This is a genomic window from Streptomyces sp. NPDC058001 (genome assembly GCF_042886315.1).
GTDB lineage: Bacteria > Actinomycetota > Actinomycetes > Streptomycetales > Streptomycetaceae > Streptomyces.
Genome location: NZ_JBHVQT010000013.1, coordinates 259,845 through 276,234, shown reverse-complemented (window position 1 = coordinate 276,234; position 16,390 = coordinate 259,845). Strand labels below are relative to the sequence as shown.

The 16,390-nt window shown below is 69.5% G+C and carries 14 protein-coding genes and 2 tRNA genes; 7 read left to right on the top strand and 9 right to left on the bottom strand.

What is annotated here, in order from left to right; genetic code table 11:
* The first annotated feature begins 130 nt into the window (after positions 1-130).
* Positions 131-1,219, top strand: a complete 1,089-nt coding sequence (locus tag ACFVT5_RS31320) for a PDZ domain-containing protein (RefSeq protein ID WP_389894907.1) — start codon at positions 131-133, stop codon at positions 1,217-1,219.
* Positions 1,220-1,401: 182 nt separating this feature from the next.
* Here ACFVT5_RS31320 and ACFVT5_RS31315 read toward each other — a convergent pair whose 3' ends face one another.
* On the bottom strand, positions 1,402-2,025 hold the full coding sequence (locus ACFVT5_RS31315; RefSeq protein WP_389894905.1) for a PPA1309 family protein: 624 nt from the start codon (positions 2,023-2,025) through the stop codon (positions 1,402-1,404).
* A gap of 134 nt (positions 2,026-2,159) precedes the next feature.
* Between ACFVT5_RS31315 and ACFVT5_RS31310 the strand changes: the two genes are divergently transcribed.
* From ACFVT5_RS31310 to ACFVT5_RS31295, 4 genes are all read left to right on the top strand, one after another.
* On the top strand, positions 2,160-5,177 hold the full coding sequence (locus ACFVT5_RS31310) for a UPF0182 family protein (RefSeq protein WP_389895049.1): 3,018 nt from the start codon (positions 2,160-2,162) through the stop codon (positions 5,175-5,177).
* A 43-nt stretch (positions 5,178-5,220) separates the two neighbouring features.
* Positions 5,221-5,297: transfer RNA gene (locus tag ACFVT5_RS31305), tRNA-Met, on the top strand.
* 180 nt (positions 5,298-5,477) lie between these two features.
* On the top strand, positions 5,478-7,283 hold the full coding sequence (locus ACFVT5_RS31300; RefSeq protein WP_389894903.1) for a sel1 repeat family protein: 1,806 nt from the start codon (positions 5,478-5,480) through the stop codon (positions 7,281-7,283).
* A gap of 56 nt (positions 7,284-7,339) precedes the next feature.
* A tRNA-Met gene (locus tag ACFVT5_RS31295) sits at positions 7,340-7,413 on the top strand.
* Positions 7,414-7,485: 72 nt separating this feature from the next.
* On the opposite strand, the gene ACFVT5_RS31290 is transcribed toward ACFVT5_RS31295, so the two are convergent.
* From ACFVT5_RS31290 to ACFVT5_RS31275, 4 genes are all read right to left on the bottom strand, one after another.
* On the bottom strand, positions 7,486-8,640 hold the full coding sequence (locus tag ACFVT5_RS31290; protein WP_389894901.1) for an ABC transporter substrate-binding protein: 1,155 nt from the start codon (positions 8,638-8,640) through the stop codon (positions 7,486-7,488).
* Between the two features lie 20 nt (positions 8,641-8,660).
* On the bottom strand, positions 8,661-9,548 hold the full coding sequence (locus ACFVT5_RS31285) for an ABC transporter permease (protein WP_389894899.1): 888 nt from the start codon (positions 9,546-9,548) through the stop codon (positions 8,661-8,663).
* The gene (locus ACFVT5_RS31280) at positions 9,545-10,390 is read right to left on the bottom strand and encodes an ABC transporter ATP-binding protein (RefSeq protein ID WP_389894897.1); all 846 of its coding nucleotides are present in this window, start codon (positions 10,388-10,390) and stop codon (positions 9,545-9,547) included. The genes ACFVT5_RS31285 and ACFVT5_RS31280 overlap by 4 nt, the downstream gene beginning before the upstream one ends.
* A gap of 217 nt (positions 10,391-10,607) precedes the next feature.
* Complete coding sequence (locus ACFVT5_RS31275; RefSeq protein WP_389894895.1) at positions 10,608-11,021, bottom strand: Fur family transcriptional regulator; 414 nt, start codon at positions 11,019-11,021, stop codon at positions 10,608-10,610.
* Positions 11,022-11,193: 172 nt separating this feature from the next.
* On the opposite strand from ACFVT5_RS31275, the gene ACFVT5_RS31270 reads away from it, so the two are divergent.
* On the top strand, positions 11,194-12,648 hold the full coding sequence (locus tag ACFVT5_RS31270; protein ID WP_389894893.1) for a catalase: 1,455 nt from the start codon (positions 11,194-11,196) through the stop codon (positions 12,646-12,648).
* Positions 12,649-12,756: 108 nt separating this feature from the next.
* On the opposite strand, the gene ACFVT5_RS31265 is transcribed toward ACFVT5_RS31270, so the two are convergent.
* Both ACFVT5_RS31265 and hisN read right to left on the bottom strand, forming a co-directional pair.
* Positions 12,757-13,158, bottom strand: a complete 402-nt coding sequence (locus tag ACFVT5_RS31265; protein WP_389894891.1) for a cyclic nucleotide-binding/CBS domain-containing protein — start codon at positions 13,156-13,158, stop codon at positions 12,757-12,759.
* Positions 13,159-13,301: 143 nt separating this feature from the next.
* On the bottom strand, positions 13,302-14,102 hold the full coding sequence (gene hisN / locus ACFVT5_RS31260) for a histidinol-phosphatase (protein ID WP_389894889.1): 801 nt from the start codon (positions 14,100-14,102) through the stop codon (positions 13,302-13,304).
* A 142-nt stretch (positions 14,103-14,244) separates the two neighbouring features.
* On the opposite strand from hisN, the gene ACFVT5_RS31255 reads away from it, so the two are divergent.
* Positions 14,245-14,871 carry a TetR/AcrR family transcriptional regulator gene (locus tag ACFVT5_RS31255; protein ID WP_389894887.1) on the top strand — a complete coding sequence of 209 codons (627 nt, stop codon included), beginning with the start codon at positions 14,245-14,247 and terminating at the stop codon, positions 14,869-14,871.
* Positions 14,872-14,923: 52 nt separating this feature from the next.
* Here the strand turns inward: ACFVT5_RS31255 and ACFVT5_RS31250 are convergent, their stop codons facing one another.
* Positions 14,924-15,247, bottom strand: coding sequence for a DMT family transporter (locus ACFVT5_RS31250; RefSeq protein ID WP_389894886.1), 324 nt, complete (start codon positions 15,245-15,247; stop codon positions 14,924-14,926).
* A gap of 132 nt (positions 15,248-15,379) precedes the next feature.
* Positions 15,380-16,390: a ribosome small subunit-dependent GTPase A gene (gene rsgA / locus ACFVT5_RS31245; RefSeq protein WP_389894884.1), complete on the bottom strand. Its 1,011-nt coding sequence runs from the start codon at positions 16,388-16,390 to the stop codon at positions 15,380-15,382.

The following is a 16,390-nucleotide window of genomic DNA, read 5'->3' as shown; positions in this document are numbered from 1 at the left end:
CGCCGGGCCCGGCGGCACCCCTGTCGTGTACGCCGCTCCTGTACCCCGCCCGAACTCGATCACCCCGCGCGCGTGTACCGCACGGGCGCCCCGGGAGTGCGAGCACAGGCATGTCCCGTACTGTCGTTCCATGCCACGCCGCACCGCGACGATGCTCGCCTCCACACTGCTGCTGATCGCGCTGCTGTGCGCGGGAGTGTTCATCACCGTGCCCTACTCGGAGATGTCCCCGGGGCCGACCGTGAACACCCTCGGCGACCACGACGGCGAGCCGGTGCTCCAGATCTCCGGACACAAGACGTATCCGACGAGCGGTCACCTCAACATGACCACCGTCCGGGTCACCAGCGCGGACTACCGGATGAACCTCGCCGAAGCCGTGTACGGATGGCTCGCCCACGACAACATCGTGGTGCCGCACGAGACGCTCTACCCGAACGGCAAGACGGAACAGCAGTCCAACCAGGAGAACGCCGAGGAGTTCAGCCAGTCCCAGGAGAGCGCCAAGGTCGCCGCGCTCAAGGAGCTGGACATCCCCGTGAAGTCCTGGGTGATCGTCTCCACCGTCATCAAGGGCAGCCCCGCCCAGGGCAACCTGCACGCCGGCGACGTCATCAAAAGCGTCGACGGTACGGCCGTGAAGGACCCCACCGACGTCGCCAAGCTGGTGACCAAGCACAAGCCGGGCGAGAAGGTCGTGTTCACCGTCGTCCCCGTGAAGGAGGCCGCCGCCGCCGAGAAGTCCGGCAAGGAGGCCACCCGGACCGAGGACATCACGATCACCACGCGGAAGGCCGACGACGGCGACCGCGCCATCGTCGGCATCGAGGCCGGGACCGACCACACCTTCCCGTTCACCATCGACATCAAGCTCGCCGACGTGGGCGGGCCGAGCGCCGGTCTGATGTTCGCGCTCGGCATCGTCGACAAGCTGAGCCCCGAGGACCTCACCGGTGGCAAGTTCATCGCCGGTACGGGCACCATCGAGGACAACGGCGTGGTCGGCCCGATCGGCGGCATCGAGATGAAGACCGTCGGCGCGCGCGAGAAGGGCGCCCAGTTCTTCCTGACGCCCAAGGACAACTGCGCCGCCGCCGCGCGGGACGTCCCCAAGGGCCTCACGCTCGTCAAGATCGGCACCATCGCCGACGCGACCAACGCCCTCCAGGACATCCGCTCCGGCAAGACGGACCAACTGCCCAAGTGCACCAAGAGCTGAAACGCGGCAACAGCTGAACGCGCCAAGAGGTGAAACGCACCACATGGTGAAACGCGTCACAACAGAAACGCATCACAAGGTGAAAGGCGCCAAGGGCTGACGCCCGCCCCGCCCCGCCCCGCCTCGGTCCGGTCCGCGAGGTCCGCGAACGCCCCCCGTTCCGGTCCGCGAACAGCCCCTCCTTAGTCCGCGAACGTCGCCGCCAGCGCCTCCGCGAGACCCGGCACCAGATCCGCCCCCGTGAGGACGTCGGTCGCCGCGTCCTTCTCGCGCAGCCGCAGCGCCGACTCACGGGCGCCGTCACGCAGCACCGCGACCGTCATCCGTACCTCCTGGCGATCCGGGTGCTCGGCGACCCACTTCGCGAGCTGACCGTCGTCCAGACCGTCCGGAACGGACGCCTCCGCCGACGGCGGCAACATCAGCCGCTCCACCGAGAGCGCGCAGCCCGCCACCGACTCGGGCCAGGCGATCGTGCCCAGGAACTCGTCCAGCGGGCTGCCCGCCGGAAGTTCGTCCTGCTCGATCGGCGTGAGGGCGCCGCCCGACGCGTCGTCGGCGAGGCCGAGCCGGTCCGCGAGACCGGGCTCCTGCGAGCGCAGCCGGACGGTGTCGACCAGAGCGAAGAGACGGGCGGGCTGGTCCCACCCGAGCCCGCCGACGTACTCGTCGATCTCCAGTACGGCCCGGGTCAGCGGGCCGGCCGCCACGGGAGTGCCGGACGAGGAGGAGGACGAGGACGACGACGAAGACGTCGGCGAGGACGAGGACGAAGACGGGGAAGAGGGGGTTGCGGGGTTCGACATGGTCACAATCCTGCCTCGTTCACCCCCGGAAGCGGGAACCGAGTAAAGCATCAGTAAGTTGCATAGGTGTGGCCCGGCGTTCGCGGGGCCCATATACCTACAGCGACTTCGAGGTGCGCACCTTGGCTTTCCAGATGCCGGACCGCGGCGGAGGCCCGACGGGGCCACGGATGAGGGTGGGCCGACCGTCCCGGCGGGTCCGTACCCTGCTCATGACCTTGGGCGTCCTGGCCGTACTGGCCATGGCGTTCGTCATGTTCGCGGGGTTTTGGACCGATTGGCTCTGGTATCGGTCGGTCAAGTACTCGTCCGTCTTCACGACGACTCTGTGGACCAAGGTCGGTCTGTTCTTCGTCTTCGGGCTGCTCATGGCGGTCGCCGTCGGCGTGAACATCTGGTTGGCCCACCGGCTGCGCCCGCCCCTGAGCGCCATGTCGATGGAGCAGCAGAACCTCGACCGGTACCGCATGGGCGTCGCGCCCTACAAGAAGTGGATCCTGCTGGCCGTCACGGCACTGGTCGGACTGATCGCGGGCGCGTCCGCGGCCGGCCAGTGGCGCACCTGGCTGATGTGGGTGAACGGCGTGCCCTTCGGCGAGAAGGACCCGCAGTTCGGCCTCGACGTCTCCTTCTTCGCCTTCGATCTGCCCTGGTACCGCTTCCTGCTCGGCTTCGGCTTCGCCGCGGCGGTTCTCTCGCTGATCGCCGCCGCGCTCACGCACTACCTGTACGGCGGGCTGCGCATCACCAGCCCGGGGGCGCGGGCCACGGCCGCCGCCACCGGACATCTGTCGGTGCTGCTCGGCCTGTTCGTCACACTGAAGGCCGTCGCGTACTGGCTCGACCGGTACGGCCTCGCGGTGAAGTCCAGCGACTTCAAGGCGACGGGCAACTGGACGGGCCTGAGGTACGTCGACGCGAACGCGTATCTGCCCGCGAAGACGATCCTGTTCTGCATCGCGGTGATCTGCGCGGTGCTGTTCTTCGCGACGCTGTGGCGGCGCACCTGGCAGCTGCCCGTGATCGGCTTCGGCCTGATGGTGCTCTCGGCGATCCTGATCGGCGGTCTGTACCCGGCGATCGTCCAGAAGTTCCAGGTCCAGCCGAACGAGCAGGCCAAGGAAGCTCCGTACGTCGAGAAGAACCTGAAGGCCACGCGTGAGGCGTACGGCATCGCGACGACGAAGGTCAGCGAGTACCCGGGCAAGAGCAGCACGCAGGACAAGACCAAGCTGCGCGCGGACGCCGACGAAGCGGCGAGCATCCGTCTGATCGACCCGAACGTGGTCTCACCGACGTTCCAGCAGCTCCAGCAGATGCGGAACTACTACGCGTTCCCGTCGAACCTGGACGTCGACCGGTACAAGGACCCCGCCACCGGCAAGTTGCAGGACACGGTCATCGGTCTGCGGGAGCTGAACCTCCAGGGCATTCCGAAGAACAACTGGATCAACGACCACTTCCGCTACACCCACGGGTACGGCGTGGTCGCCTCCAAGGGCACCGACGCCGACAGCCAGGGCGGTCCCGTCTTCACCGAGTCGGACCTGCCGTCCAAGGGCTCCCTCGGCGACTACGAGCAGCGGATCTACTACGGCGAGAAGACCTCGCAGTACTCGATCGTCGGCGGCCCGCAGGCCGAGATCGACTACGCCGACGACAGCGGCGAGAAGACCACCAGCTACAAGGGCAACAGCGGGGTCAACCTCTCCAACCCGATCAACCGCGCGGCCTACGCCGTGGCGTTCAGCGAGCCGCAGATCCTCTACTCGGGCGCGATCGGCGAGGGTTCACGGATCCTCTACAACCGCACGCCCAAAGAGCGGGTCGAGGCCGTCGCACCCTGGCTGACCATCGACGGCGACGCCTATCCGGCGGTCGTCGACGGCAAGATCCAGTGGATCGTCGACGCGTACACCACCACCAACGGCTACCCGTACGCCTCCCGGACGACGCTCGGTGACACCACCGCCGACTCGCTGACCGCGGCGAACAACCAGCGCGCGGTGGTGGCCCAGCAGAACCAGGTCAACTACATCCGCAACTCGGTGAAGGCGACCGTCGACGCGTACACCGGCGAGGTCAGCCTCTACCAGTGGGACACCAAGGACCCGGTCCTCAAGACCTGGATGAAAGCGTTCCCGAACACGGTGAAGGCGAAGAGTGAGATCTCGCCGAAGCTGATGGAGCATCTGCGGTACCCGCAGGACCTGTTCAAGGTCCAGCGCGAGTTGCTGACCCGCTACCACGTGAAGGACGCGGAGACGTTCCTCAGCGGCAGTGAGGTGTGGCAGGTCCCGAGCGACCCGACGAACAAGTCGGGCAACGCGGTCCCGCCGTACTACCTCAGCATGCGGATGCCCGGGGACCAGGCGCAGGCGTTCTCGCTGACGACGACGTTCACACCGAACGGCCGTGACAACCTCAGCGCCTTCATGGCCGTCAACGCCGAAGCGGGAACGTCCGACTACGGCAAGATCGACATATTGAAGATGCCGTCCGCCGAGACCATCGACGGACCCAAACAGGTGCAGAGCAAGTTCAACTCCAACGAGACCATCGCCGAGAAGATCCGGCTGCTGCGTGGTGGTGACTCGGAAGTCGAGTACGGCAACCTGCTGACGGTGCCCCTCGACGGAGAACTGCTCTACGCGGAACCCGTCTACGTACGCGGTGGTGGCCTCAAGTACCCCTTGCTGCGCAAGGTGTTGGTCACCTACGCGGGCAAGACGGCGTTCGAGGACACGCTGGAGAAGGCGCTGAACGTCGTGTTCGGGGCCGAGAAGGAGACTCCGGCCGTGCCACCGGGCGACGGGAATACGGGGACCACGCCGCCACCGCCGACCTCCGACAACCCGACCGTGCAACAGGCGCTGGACGATGCCCAGAAGGCGTTCGACGACGGTCAGGCCGCTCTCAAGAAGGGCGACTGGAAGGCGTACGGCGAGGCCCAGCAGAAGCTCCAGGACGCGCTCAAGCTCGCGGACGAGGCGCAGTCCAAGGCCACCTCCGACAAGAACGGCGACAAGGCCGCGGACGGCAACGCGGACAAGAGCGCTGACAAGAGCGCGGACGCGAACGCCGACAAGGCGGCCTACAGCAGCCCGGACAGAGCCGCCGGCAAGAGCGGGGACAGCAGCGGTAGCGGCTGATCAGAGGCCCACCCCGCGTCGTGGTACGGTTGCCGAACAACGACGCGGGGTGGAGCAGCTCGGTAGCTCGCTGGGCTCATAACCCAGAGGTCGCAGGTTCAAATCCTGTCCCCGCTACCATAAAACGAAGGCCCGGAAGCTCAGCTTCCGGGCCTTCGTCATGCGCGAACAGTGCGCCGTACGGGGAGAGTTGGGAAATCTGTGTTTGACTTATCTCTCTGTGGGCATGTCGACAAAACGCTGAAGTGACCTCACTGGCTGCGGTATACCAGGTGTACCCAGGTTGCGGGTGGTGCGACGATGGACGTTATGGGGGACAAGGCAACTCTGTTGGAGACAGGGCGGTTTGTGCAGTCGGCCGACCGGGACGAAACCGGGACGGCCGCGGACGAAGTACGCCACCGCGTCGCCGCCGAAGCGGGCGACGTCGAAGCGATGAGCGTGCTCGGAGCGATGCTGCTGCGCCGCGGTGACCTCGACGGAGCCGAGCCTCAGCTGCGTGCCGCCACCGCCTCCGGCGACCGTGCCGCCGCCAACAACCTCGGTGTCCTCCTCCACCAGCGCGGGTACGCGGACGAGGCGGCCGGCTGGTGGCGTATCGCCGCCGTCGCCGGTTCCGCCGCGGCGGCGCACGCCCTGGGCCGCCACCACCGCGAGCGCGGCGACGAGCCCGCGGCCGAGTACTGGCTGCGCCAGTCCGCCCAGCAGGGCCACGCGCTGGGCGCCTATGCCCTCGCCGACCTCCTGGAGCACCGCGGGGACCCCGGCGCGGCGCCATGGATGCGCGCCGCCGCCGAGCGCGGCCACCGCGAGGCCGCGTACCGGCTCGCCCGCGCCCTCGACCACAGGGCCGACGCCGCCAAGGCCGACGCGCGCGGGGGCGACGACGGTACGGAAGCCGCCGAAGAGGCCACCCAGTGGTACCGGCAGGCCGCGGCCCGCGGCCACCGGCGGGCCGCGCTGCACCTCGGCGCGATCCTGGAGAAGCGCGGCCAGCTCAAGGAGGCCGGCCGCTGGTACCTCACGTCCGCGAAGGACGGTGAGGCGCGGGCCGCGTGCGCCCTCGGGTTCCTGCTGCGGGACGCCGGCGACCAGGAGAGCGCCGCCGTGTGGTGGCTCAGGGCCGCCCAGGAGGGCGACGGCAACGCCGCCAACGCCCTCGGCGCCCTGCACGCCGAGCGCGGCGAACCGCAGACCGCCGAGCGCTGGTACCGCGCGGCCATGGACGCGGGCGACGTCAACGGCGCGTACAACCTCGGGCTGCTCTGCGCCCAGCAGGGCCGCACCGCGCAGGCCGAGCAGTGGTACCGCCGTGCCGCCTACGCCGGGCACCGCGAGGCCGCCAACGCACTCGCCGTGCTGCTGCTCCAGGTCGGCGACGCGGCGGGCGCCGAACCGTGGTTCTCCAAGGCGGCCGAATCGGGCAGCGTGGACGCCGCCTTCAACCTCGGCATCCTCTGCGCCGGCCGCGACGACCACCGCGGCGCGCTGCGCTGGTACGAGCGGGCGGCGGCGGCCGGGCACACCGAGGCCGCCCTCCAGGTCGGTATCGCGCGGCTGCGGGACGGCGAGGACCAGGCCGCCGAGCGGCATCTGCGGTGCGCCGCAGGCGGCGGCAGCGCGGAGGCCGCGTACCGGCTCGCGACCGTGCTCGACGCGCGGCGCCCGCCGGCGCCCGCGCATGAGCTGGGCGAGCCCGCGACCGAGAAGACCGAGTGCGAGGAGTGGTACGAGCGGGCGGCACAGCAGGGGCACCGGCGTGCCCAGGTGCGGGTCGGCATGCTCGCCGCCGCGCGCGGGGACGTGGTCGAGGCCGCCGGGTGGTACCGGAAGGCGGCGGAGGCCGGCAGCCGGAACGGCGCGTTCAATCTGGGGCTGCTGTTGGCTCGGGAGGGGAGCGAGCCGGAGGCGGCCGTGTGGTGGAAGCGGGCCGCCGACGGGGGGCATGGGCGTGCCGGGTTGCGGTTGGCGCTGCTCTACGCCCGGCGCGGGGAGTTGGCCGAGGGGCAGCGGTGGGCCGATCTTGCCGTTTCTCTTGGACCAGTTGAGGTGTCGGAGCGGGCGGCGAAGTTGCGGGACGCCTTGAGGGAGGAACTGTCCGCCTGAGCGTCGGGTATTGATTTGCTCCCTGCTTCTCGGTCACGTAGAGTCGTGTTTACCGACGCGGGGTGGAGCAGCTCGGTAGCTCGCTGGGCTCATAACCCAGAGGTCGCAGGTTCAAATCCTGTCCCCGCTACTGAAGGCAAAGGCCCGGAAGCTCAGCTTCCGGGCCTTTGTCGTCACTCTTCGTCGTCACCCTTTCCCGTCGTCACCCTTGATGGCCGACGGCCTCCTCGTACAAGGACCGGTCCACCGCCTTTTTCTCCGGTACCGGATCCCCCTCCGACACGCCCGCCGCGCGGTACGCATCCTGGAGCCGGTCCGTCGTCCCCCCGCGGATCTCCCAGTCCATCCGGAGCGACGGCGTCGACTTCAGTACCGCCTGATCCGTCTTCAGGAGCTTCGCCAACTCGTCGACGAACGCGGGGTCTTTCTTGTAGTCGCCCGCGAAGTACGTGTTCACGGTCCGGATGTACGCGCGCAGCAGCGCCACGCCCGCGTCCACGTCGTCGTGCAGCAGGCTCGGCCCGAACAGCAGGCCGCCCAGCGGCTCACCGAGCGGCTGGCCGCCCAGGAAGGCGTAGGACGGGTCGCCGTCGACCTTGCGCCACACCGGGTCGAGGAGCCAGGCCGAGTCCACGCCGCCGTTCTGCAGCGCCGTGAGCACATCGGCGGAACCCAGCTGCTGGAACTGGATCTTGTCGAGACCGCCGCCGTGCTTCTTCAGGGCCGTGTCCATCGGATACGCGATGACCGAACCCTTGCCGATCATCGTGCCCATCCTGCGGCCCGCCATCGGCACATGGTCCGCGCTCTCGCCCTTCTTCAGCCGCACCCACAGGCCACTCTTCGACGCCGGGTCGGGCGAGAAGTTCCCGCTCACCCACTTGATGTCGAAGCCGCCGTTGACACCGTTCATCACGGCCGCCTCGGGCGCCGCCCACTGCGCGTCGATCTCCCCCTTGGCGAGCAGGGGCAACGCGTCCGGCGTCGGCAGTACCTTCAGGGTGACGTCGAGGTTCTCCTTCTCGAACTCGCCCTTCTCCGCGGCGACCACGAGCGGCGCGACGTACTCGGCGCTGAGCGTCCCGGCGACGATCGTCAGCTTCTTCCGCTTCGTCAACGGCTGCGGGGCGGGCGCGCCCTTGTCGCAGCGCGCCGGGTCACGGTCCGGTGCGAGATCCGCCGGGTCCGTCCAGCCCTTCGCGCAGCCGGCCACGTCCTGGACCGTACGCGGCTTCGCCGAGACCGGCGCCGAGTCGTCCTGCTGCGCGCAGCCCGCCGACGCGAGCAGGGCGCCCGCCGTCAGCAGACCGAGCAGGGTGGTGCGCGTGCTGAGACATGCAGTGGTGCGTGTACGCATTCCGCCTCCGTACCGCCGGTTCATGACTGGCCGCGTCCTCGGTCGCGCGGAGCCCACGGGGTGAGCAACCGGCCGACGATCCGCACCAGTTCGGAGAAGAGCACGCCCAGGACGGCGACACAGACGATGCCGACGAACATGACGTCGTTCTGAAAGAGGGCGCGCGAGTCGAAGATCAGATGCCCCAGGCCGTTCGTCGCCGCGATCTGCTCCGACGCGACGATCACCAGGACCGCGACACCGGCCGCGATCCGCGCCCCGACCAGGACGGCCGGCAGCGACGCGGGCAGCAGCACATGGCGGAACATCTGCCAGGGGGACGCGCCGAAGACCTGGCCCGCGTCCCGGTGGCCCTCCGGCACGGCGATCACCGCCGCCATCGTGGAGATCCACACGAAGAAGAAGACCGTCGCCGCGACGAGGGCGACCTGCGGACCCTCGCCGAGCCCGAACATGTTCAGGAACACGGGCAGCAGCGCCAGCTTCGGGACCACGTACAGGGCGTCGAGCAGCGGCTCCAGGGCGGCCCGTACGAGGGAGAGGGAGCCCATCAGGAGGCCCAGGGCGTAGCCCGCGACCGTGCCGATGGCGTAGCCCGCCAGGACGCGTTTCAGGGTCGCCCACACATCCGGCCACAGGTCGCCGTCGCCCGCGCGGTCCCAGCCGTCCGCGAGGATCGTGCTGGGCGCCGGATAGACCCGGTCGTCGATCCAGCCCTGGACGGCGGCGAGTTGCCACAGCAGGACCAGGACCAGCGGGACGGCGACCGCGAGGGACACCTCCAGGGCCCGGCGTCTGCGGTGGGTGCGTACGGGATGCAGTTCCCGTGGCCCGGGACGGCGGACCAGGATCTTCTCGGCGGCGCCGTCCACCGTCGCCGTGGGCTCCTCGCGCAGGTCGGTGCTCATACCGGCACCGCCTCGGCACGGACCCCGCCGCGGACCTCGCCGCGCAGCAGCTCCCACAGCTCGCTCCTGAGCGCGGTGAACTCCGGTGCGGCACGCACCGCGCCGGTACGCGGACGGGTGAACGGCGGACGGCGCTCGGCGATGATGCGGCCGGGCCTCGCCGACATGACGAGCACGCGGTCACCCAGCACGATCGCCTCTTCGAGACTGTGCGTGATGAACAGGGTCGTCGTACGGGTCGTCTGGGTGAGGTCGAGGAGTTCGTCCTGGAGGATCGTGCGGAGCTGCGCGTCCAGCGCGGCGAACGGCTCGTCCATGAGCAGGATCTCGGGCTCCACGGCGAGCGCGCGGGCGATGGCCACGCGCTGACGCATCCCGCCGGAGAGCGTGGCCGGATAGGCGCCCGCGAAGTCGGCCAGGCCCATCCGGGTCAGCCAGTCGGTGGCCCGCGCGTTCGCCTCGCGGCGGGGTACGCGCTGGATGTCCAGGCCGAAGCGGACGTTGGCCAGAACCGTCTTCCAGTCGTAGATGCCGTAGTCCTGGAAGATCATCGCGGCCGGGCGCGGCGATCCGGTCCGGATCTCCAACTCACCGGCGGTGGGGCGCAGAAGCCCTGCGGCGATCCTCAGCAGCGTCGACTTGCCGCAGCCGGACGGGCCCACGACACAGGTGAACTCGCCGGGGGCGACGGACAGATCGAGGGGACCCAGGGCCGGTACGGCGGTGGGGCCCCGGCCGAAGACACGGGCGAGATTCTTGGCGTGGAGTTTGGGTGGGGTGGTGGGCGTAGTGATGGGGCCGGTGGTGGGTGGAGTTGTGGGTATCGGGTGCGGGTCTCCCACGGTCTCTCCTTGGCGGAGGGCGGTACGGGGGGTGGGCGCCGCCGACGATATGACGAACCGTCAGATTCGGGAAGGGGGTAGTAGCCGCTGAACATGGACGATGTACAGGCAGGATCCAGGCAGGATTGGCCCACGACCGGCCACCGGAAGACCCGTGGATTCCGTACCGGTCCCACGGCGGAGCGCCGATTTCCGTACCGGTCCTACAGCGGAGCGTTCAGGCGGCGCAGTTGGGGCAGATGCCCTTGTAGGTCATTTCGACGTCCGAGATCGTGAAGCCGAAGCGCTCCGAGTCGGGGAGGTCGGCCAGCGGGTTGCCACCCGGGTGGACGTCCCTGATGGCGCCGCAGCGGGCGCAGACCAGGTGATGGTGCGGGCGATGCGCGTTCGGGTCATAGCGCTTGGCGCGCTTGTCCGTCGCGACTTCCAGCACCTCGCCCAGCGAGACCATCTCGCCGAGCGTGTTGTAGACGGTCGCCCGGGAGATCTCGGGCAGCTTGACCACGGCGCGCGCGTGCACCTCGTCGGCCGTCAGATGGACGTGATCGCCGTCGAGAACCTCGGCCACGACGCGGCGCTGCGCGGTCATCCGCCAGCCGCGTCCGCGCAGTCGTTCCAACAGGTCACTCATACGAGCCAGCCTAACAGCCGGGGAGCCAGTTCCCGAACGGGTGTGACTTTGGAAGTCACCTTGACTTAGACATTGTCCATTGTAGGATCGAGTACGGCTTATTGACTACGGCCTATTGAGTACGGCTTCGGGTGAGGGGCAGAACTCGCCCGCGAGGACGCAGGAGGCGCACGTGACGTCGCAGGGACCGCTCACCACAGAGGCCGGCGCGCCGGTCGCCGACAACCAGAACAGCGAGACCGCGGGCGTCGGTGGTCCTGTCCTGGTGCAGGACCAGGCGCTGCTGGAGAAGCTCGCCCACTTCAACCGTGAACGCATCCCGGAGCGCATCGTCCACGCGCGCGGGGCGGGTGCGTACGGCACCTTCACGCTCACCCGCGACGTGTCCCGGTGGACGCGCGCCGCGTTCCTCTCCGAGGTCGGCAAGGAGACCGAGACCTTCCTGCGGTTCTCGACCGTCGCGGGCAGCCTCGGCTCGGCCGACGCGGTGCGCGATCCGCGCGGTTTCGCGCTGAAGTTCTACACCGAGGACGGCAACTACGACCTCGTCGGGAACAACACCCCGGTGTTCTTCATCAAGGACGGCATCAAGTTCCCGGACTTCATCCACACCCAGAAGCGCGACCCGTACACGGGCTCCCAGGAGGCCGACAACGTATGGGACTTCTGGGGTCTGAGCCCCGAGAGCACCCACCAGGTGACCTGGCTCTTCGGTGACCGCGGTATCCCGGCGACGCTGCGCCACATGAACGGGTACGGCTCGCACACGTACCAGTGGAACAACGAGGCCGGTGAGGTCTTCTGGGTCAAGTACCACTTCAAGACCGACCAGGGCATCAAGAACCTGACGTCGGCCGAGGCGGCGGTGCTCGCGGGTGCGGACCCGGACTCGCACCAGCGCGACCTGCGGGAGTCCATCGAGCGCGGTGACTTCCCGTCCTGGACCGTGCAGGTGCAGATCATGCCGGCGGCCGACGCGGCGACGTACCGCTTCAACCCGTTCGACCTGACCAAGGTCTGGCCGCACGCGGACTATCCGCCGATCGAGATCGGCACGCTGGAGCTGAACCGCAACCCGGAGAACATCTTCGCCGAGGTCGAGCAGTCCATCTTCAGCCCCGCCCACTTCGTGCCGGGCATCGGTCCCTCGCCCGACAAGATGCTCCAGGGCCGCCTCTTCGCGTACGGCGACGCCCACCGGTACCGCGTCGGCATCAACGCCGACCACCTGCCGGTGAACCGTCCGCACGCCGCCGAGGCGCGCACCTACGGGCGGGACGGCTCCCTGTACGACGGCCGGCACAAGGGCGCGAAGAACTACGAGCCGAACAGCTTCGGCGGGCCCGCCCAGACGGACCGGCCGCTGTGGGCGTCGACGCCGGTCACCGGAGCCACCGGTGACCACGAGGCGCCGAGCCACGTCGAGGACAACGACTTCGTGCAGGCCGGCGACCTCTACCGGCTGATGTCCGACGACGAGAAGTCCCGGCTGATCGAGAATCTCGCCGGGTTCATCGCGCAGGTGTCGCACGACGGCATCGCCGAGCGTGCGATCGACAACTTCCGCAAGGCGGACGGCGACCTCGGCAAGCGTCTGGAAGCGGCGGTTCAGGCCCTGCGCGCCTGATCGGGTCCTGATGCCGGAACGGCGCCCACGCGGATCTCGTCCGTGTGCGCGCCGTCACCGTGTGCGCGCCGTCACCGTGGGTACTGTCAACGGCGCCGTCGTCGTGCGTCAGCCGACCAGGGTGGGGGTCGGGCGCCGCGCGGGCGCCCAGCAGCGGATGATGTCCCGGACCGAGACGATGCCGATGGGCTCGCCGCGGTCCATGACGATGAGATGCCGGAAGCCGCCGTGGGTCATCGCGCGGGCGGCCTCGTCCAGCGTCCAGGAGGGCGCGGCGAAGACGACGTCGGTCGTGGTGTGGGCGTGGGCGGCTTCCTCGTCCGGGCTCTGGCCGGTGCCCAGCGAGTTCAGGATGTCGCGCTCGGTGAGGATGCCGAGGCCGCTGGTGTCGGGGTCGAGGACGACGGCCGCGCCCACATGGCGGGCCGCCATCAGGCGGGCGGCCTGTCGGAGAGTGTGTGCGGGGCCGATGGTGAGGACCACCGTGCTCATGGCGTCGCGGACGAGCATGGTCGGAGCCACCTCCCGGTGAGGGGTGCTTCACAAGTTCACAAGTGGGGGGAACTCCAGAGTGACAGCCCAAGCCCGAGTCAACAAGGGGTCAAGCGACAGGGGAAATAAGTCACCCCATGTGACAAATGGCGCGCGCTCGGCTAGTAGCGCTGGTTCAGATACCCCAGGACCTCGTCGTGCAGCAGGCCGTTCGACGCCACCGCGTTGCCGCTGTGCGGGCCCGGACGGCCGTCCAGGCCCGTGAAGGTGCCGCCCGCCTCCGTCACGATGATCGAGTTCGCCGCCATGTCCCACAGGGAAAGCTCCGGCTCGGCACAGAGGTCGACCGAGCCCTCGGCGACCATCATGTACGGCCAGAAGTCCCCGTACCCCCGGGTCCGCCACACCGCCCGGGTCAGGTCGAGGAACCCGTCGAGGCGGCCCTGCTCCTCCCAGCCGGTCAGTGACGAGTACGCGAACGACGCGTCGGACAGCCTCGGCACCTGTGAGACCCGCAGCCGGGACGCGGACGTCAGGCTGCGCCCGGTGAAGGCGCCGCGATCCAGCGCCGCCCACCAGCGGCGCCCGAGCGCCGGCGCCGACACGAGACCGACCACCGGCTGGTAACCGCCCTCGCCGGCCTCCATCAGCGAGATCAGCGTGGCCCACACGGGCACACCGCGTACGTAGTTCTTGGTGCCGTCGATCGGGTCGATCACCCAGCGGCGCGGACCTGTGCCCTCGATGCCGTACTCCTCGCCGAGGACCGCGTCCCGTGGCCGCGCCCGCTGCAACTGACCCCGGATCAACTCCTCGGCCGCCTTGTCCGCCTCACTCACCGGCGTCATGTCCGGCTTGGTCTCGACCTTGAGGTCAAGTGCCTTGAACCGCCCCATGGTGGCGGCGTCCGCGGCGTCGGCGAGGACATGGGCGAGACGCAGGTCATCGTGATAGTCGGGCATGGGCGAACAGTATCCATCCGCTTCCCGCACCGACCACAGGGCCTCGGGAGGGAATGTCCTGCGGCGGGCCTTGACAGTGCGGATGCCCGCGTCAACTCTGACAGCGGGATGGCACCGGGGCCGTTCGGCAGGGGAGGCGACGATGCCTTTGGCGCGGGAGTCGTTACTGGACGCGGCCTGGACGGCGCTGGCCCGCCGCCCCTGGTCCGCCGTGCGGATGGTCGACGTGGCCTCCGTCGCCGGGGTCTCCCGGCAGACCCTCTACAACGAGTTCGGCAGCAAGGACGGCCTGGCCCGCGCCCTGGTCCGCCGGGAGGTCGACAGCTATCTGCTCGGCGCCGAACGCGCCCTCACCGGCCACCCCGACCCCCGGGAACGGCTCGCCGCCGTCGCCGAGTGGACCGTGACCGCCGCCCGGAGCAACCCGCTGATCCGCGCCGCGCTCACCGGACTGTGGAGCGAGCGGCTGCCCGCCCCGGCCCTCACCGCCGTACCGTCGTCCGTCGCCGTACCCGCCCAGCGGCGCGCCGACGGTCCGCTGCCCTCGCCCGCCGAACTGCTCGCCCTGGTCCGCGATCAGGCGGTCGGCACGCTCACGGCGCCCGGCGCCCCCCGCTCGGACGCCGTGGACATCGCCCGGGGCGCCGAACTCGCCCTGCGCCTGGCCCTGTCGAGCATCCTCGCGCCCGTCGGCGCCGGGGGAGTGGCCCATCTCGTACGGGAGACCCTGGCCGCGCTGCCGAGCCTCATGGCGATACCCGGGGCGTGAACCGTACGGTCAGTGCGACGAGCCGGTCAGTGCGACCAGTGTGACGAGCCGGTCAGTGCGACGAGCCGGAGAGTTGGAGACCGACCACGCCGATGATCACGAACGAGATCGACACGATTTTGAGGGTCGAGACCAGGTCCCCGAGGAAGATCATTCCGTAGATCGCGGTGCCCGCAGCGCCGATGCCCGTCCACACCGCGTACGCGGGGCCGACATCGAGACGCTTCAGCGCGAGCGTCAGCAGACCGAAGCTGCCGAGCGCGAACGACGCGAAGGCGATCGTCGGCCACAGCCGGGTGAAACCGTGCGACAGCTTCAGGCAGACCGCGAAACCCGTCTCCAGGATCCCGGCAACGATGACCAGCAGCCACGCCATGTGATGTCCTCCCGAGTCCCCACGTCCCGTGGCCACTTCGTCCCGGCTTCGTCCCGGCTTGGATCAAGCTTGGTGCGATTATGCACTTACCTTGATGGCGGATTCGCAAACACCAGGATAGGGGCGGGGTGTTCAGTCCACGTCGTGACCCTCCCGCGACGCCAGCAGACGTCGCAGCGAGTACAGCCGCGCCGGATCGGCGTGCCCCTCGGCCACCCACGCGTCCAGAGCGCAGTCCGGCTCGTCGTGGCTGCACGCGCGCGGGCACCCCTCCGTACCCGGCTCCAGATCGGGGAACGCCTTGATGACGCGGGACGGATCCACGTGCGCGAGCCCGAACGACCGTACGCCCGGGGTGTCGATGACCCAGCCGTCGACGCCGCTCAGCGGCAGCGCCAGCGCGGATGTGGTGGTGTGCCGGCCGCGGCCCGTGACCGCGTTGACATGCCCGGTGACCCGCCGACGCTCCTCGGGGACCAGCGTGTTCACCAGCGTCGTCTTGCCGACGCCCGAGTGCCCCACGAACGCCGTGATCCGGCCGGCCAGCAACTCCATGACCCGGCCCGTCGCCGTGCCGTCCTCCAACTCCTGACGCGACGTCACCACATAGGGCATGCCCAGCGCGTCGTACGTCTCCAGGAGTTTGTCCGGCGGCGCGAGGTCCGACTTGGTGAGCACCAGGAGCGGTTCGAGCCCGGCGTCGTACGCCGCGACGAGACAGCGGTCGATCAGGCGCGGCCGTGGCTCCGGGTCGGCGAGCGCGGTGACGATGGCGAGTTGGTCCGCGTTGGCGACGATGACCCGCTCGTAGGGATCGTCGTCGTCGGCCGTGCGACGCAGGACCGAGGTGCGCGGTTCGATCCGCACGATCCGCGCGAGGGTGTCCTTCTTGCCGGACAGATCGCCGACGATGGCGACCCGGTCGCCCACCACGGCGGCCTTGCGGCCCAGCTCGCGGGCCTTCATCGCCAGGACCGCACGGCCGTCGACGAGACAGGTCAGCCGGCCCCGGTCGACGGTCAGGACCATGCCCTCGGCCGCGTCCTCGTGCTTCGGCCGGATGCTGGTACGCGGTCGGTTGCCCTTGCGGTTGGGGCGGACCCGGATGTCGTCCTCGTCGGGGTTCTTGCCGTAGCGGCGCAT

Bases quoted from the DNA above. Each gene is read 5' to 3' on its own strand.
- ACFVT5_RS31320 (WP_389894907.1), top strand. From the start codon at position 131: ATGCCACGCCGCACCGCGACGATGCTCGCCTCCACACTGCTGCTGATC.
- ACFVT5_RS31315 (WP_389894905.1), bottom strand. From the start codon at position 2,025: ATGTCGAACCCCGCAACCCCCTCTTCCCCGTCTTCGTCCTCGTCCTCG.
- ACFVT5_RS31310 (WP_389895049.1), top strand. From the start codon at position 2,160: ATGCCGGACCGCGGCGGAGGCCCGACGGGGCCACGGATGAGGGTGGGC.
- ACFVT5_RS31300 (WP_389894903.1), top strand. From the start codon at position 5,478: ATGGACGTTATGGGGGACAAGGCAACTCTGTTGGAGACAGGGCGGTTT.
- ACFVT5_RS31290 (WP_389894901.1), bottom strand. From the start codon at position 8,640: ATGCGTACACGCACCACTGCATGTCTCAGCACGCGCACCACCCTGCTC.
- ACFVT5_RS31285 (WP_389894899.1), bottom strand. From the start codon at position 9,548: ATGAGCACCGACCTGCGCGAGGAGCCCACGGCGACGGTGGACGGCGCC.
- ACFVT5_RS31275 (WP_389894895.1), bottom strand. From the start codon at position 11,021: ATGAGTGACCTGTTGGAACGACTGCGCGGACGCGGCTGGCGGATGACC.
- ACFVT5_RS31265 (WP_389894891.1), bottom strand. From the start codon at position 13,158: ATGCTCGTCCGCGACGCCATGAGCACGGTGGTCCTCACCATCGGCCCC.
- hisN (WP_389894889.1), bottom strand. From the start codon at position 14,102: ATGCCCGACTATCACGATGACCTGCGTCTCGCCCATGTCCTCGCCGAC.
- ACFVT5_RS31255 (WP_389894887.1), top strand. From the start codon at position 14,245: ATGCCTTTGGCGCGGGAGTCGTTACTGGACGCGGCCTGGACGGCGCTG.
- ACFVT5_RS31250 (WP_389894886.1), bottom strand. From the start codon at position 15,247: ATGGCGTGGCTGCTGGTCATCGTTGCCGGGATCCTGGAGACGGGTTTC.
- rsgA (WP_389894884.1), bottom strand. From the start codon at position 16,390: ATGCGCCGCTACGGCAAGAACCCCGACGAGGACGACATCCGGGTCCGC.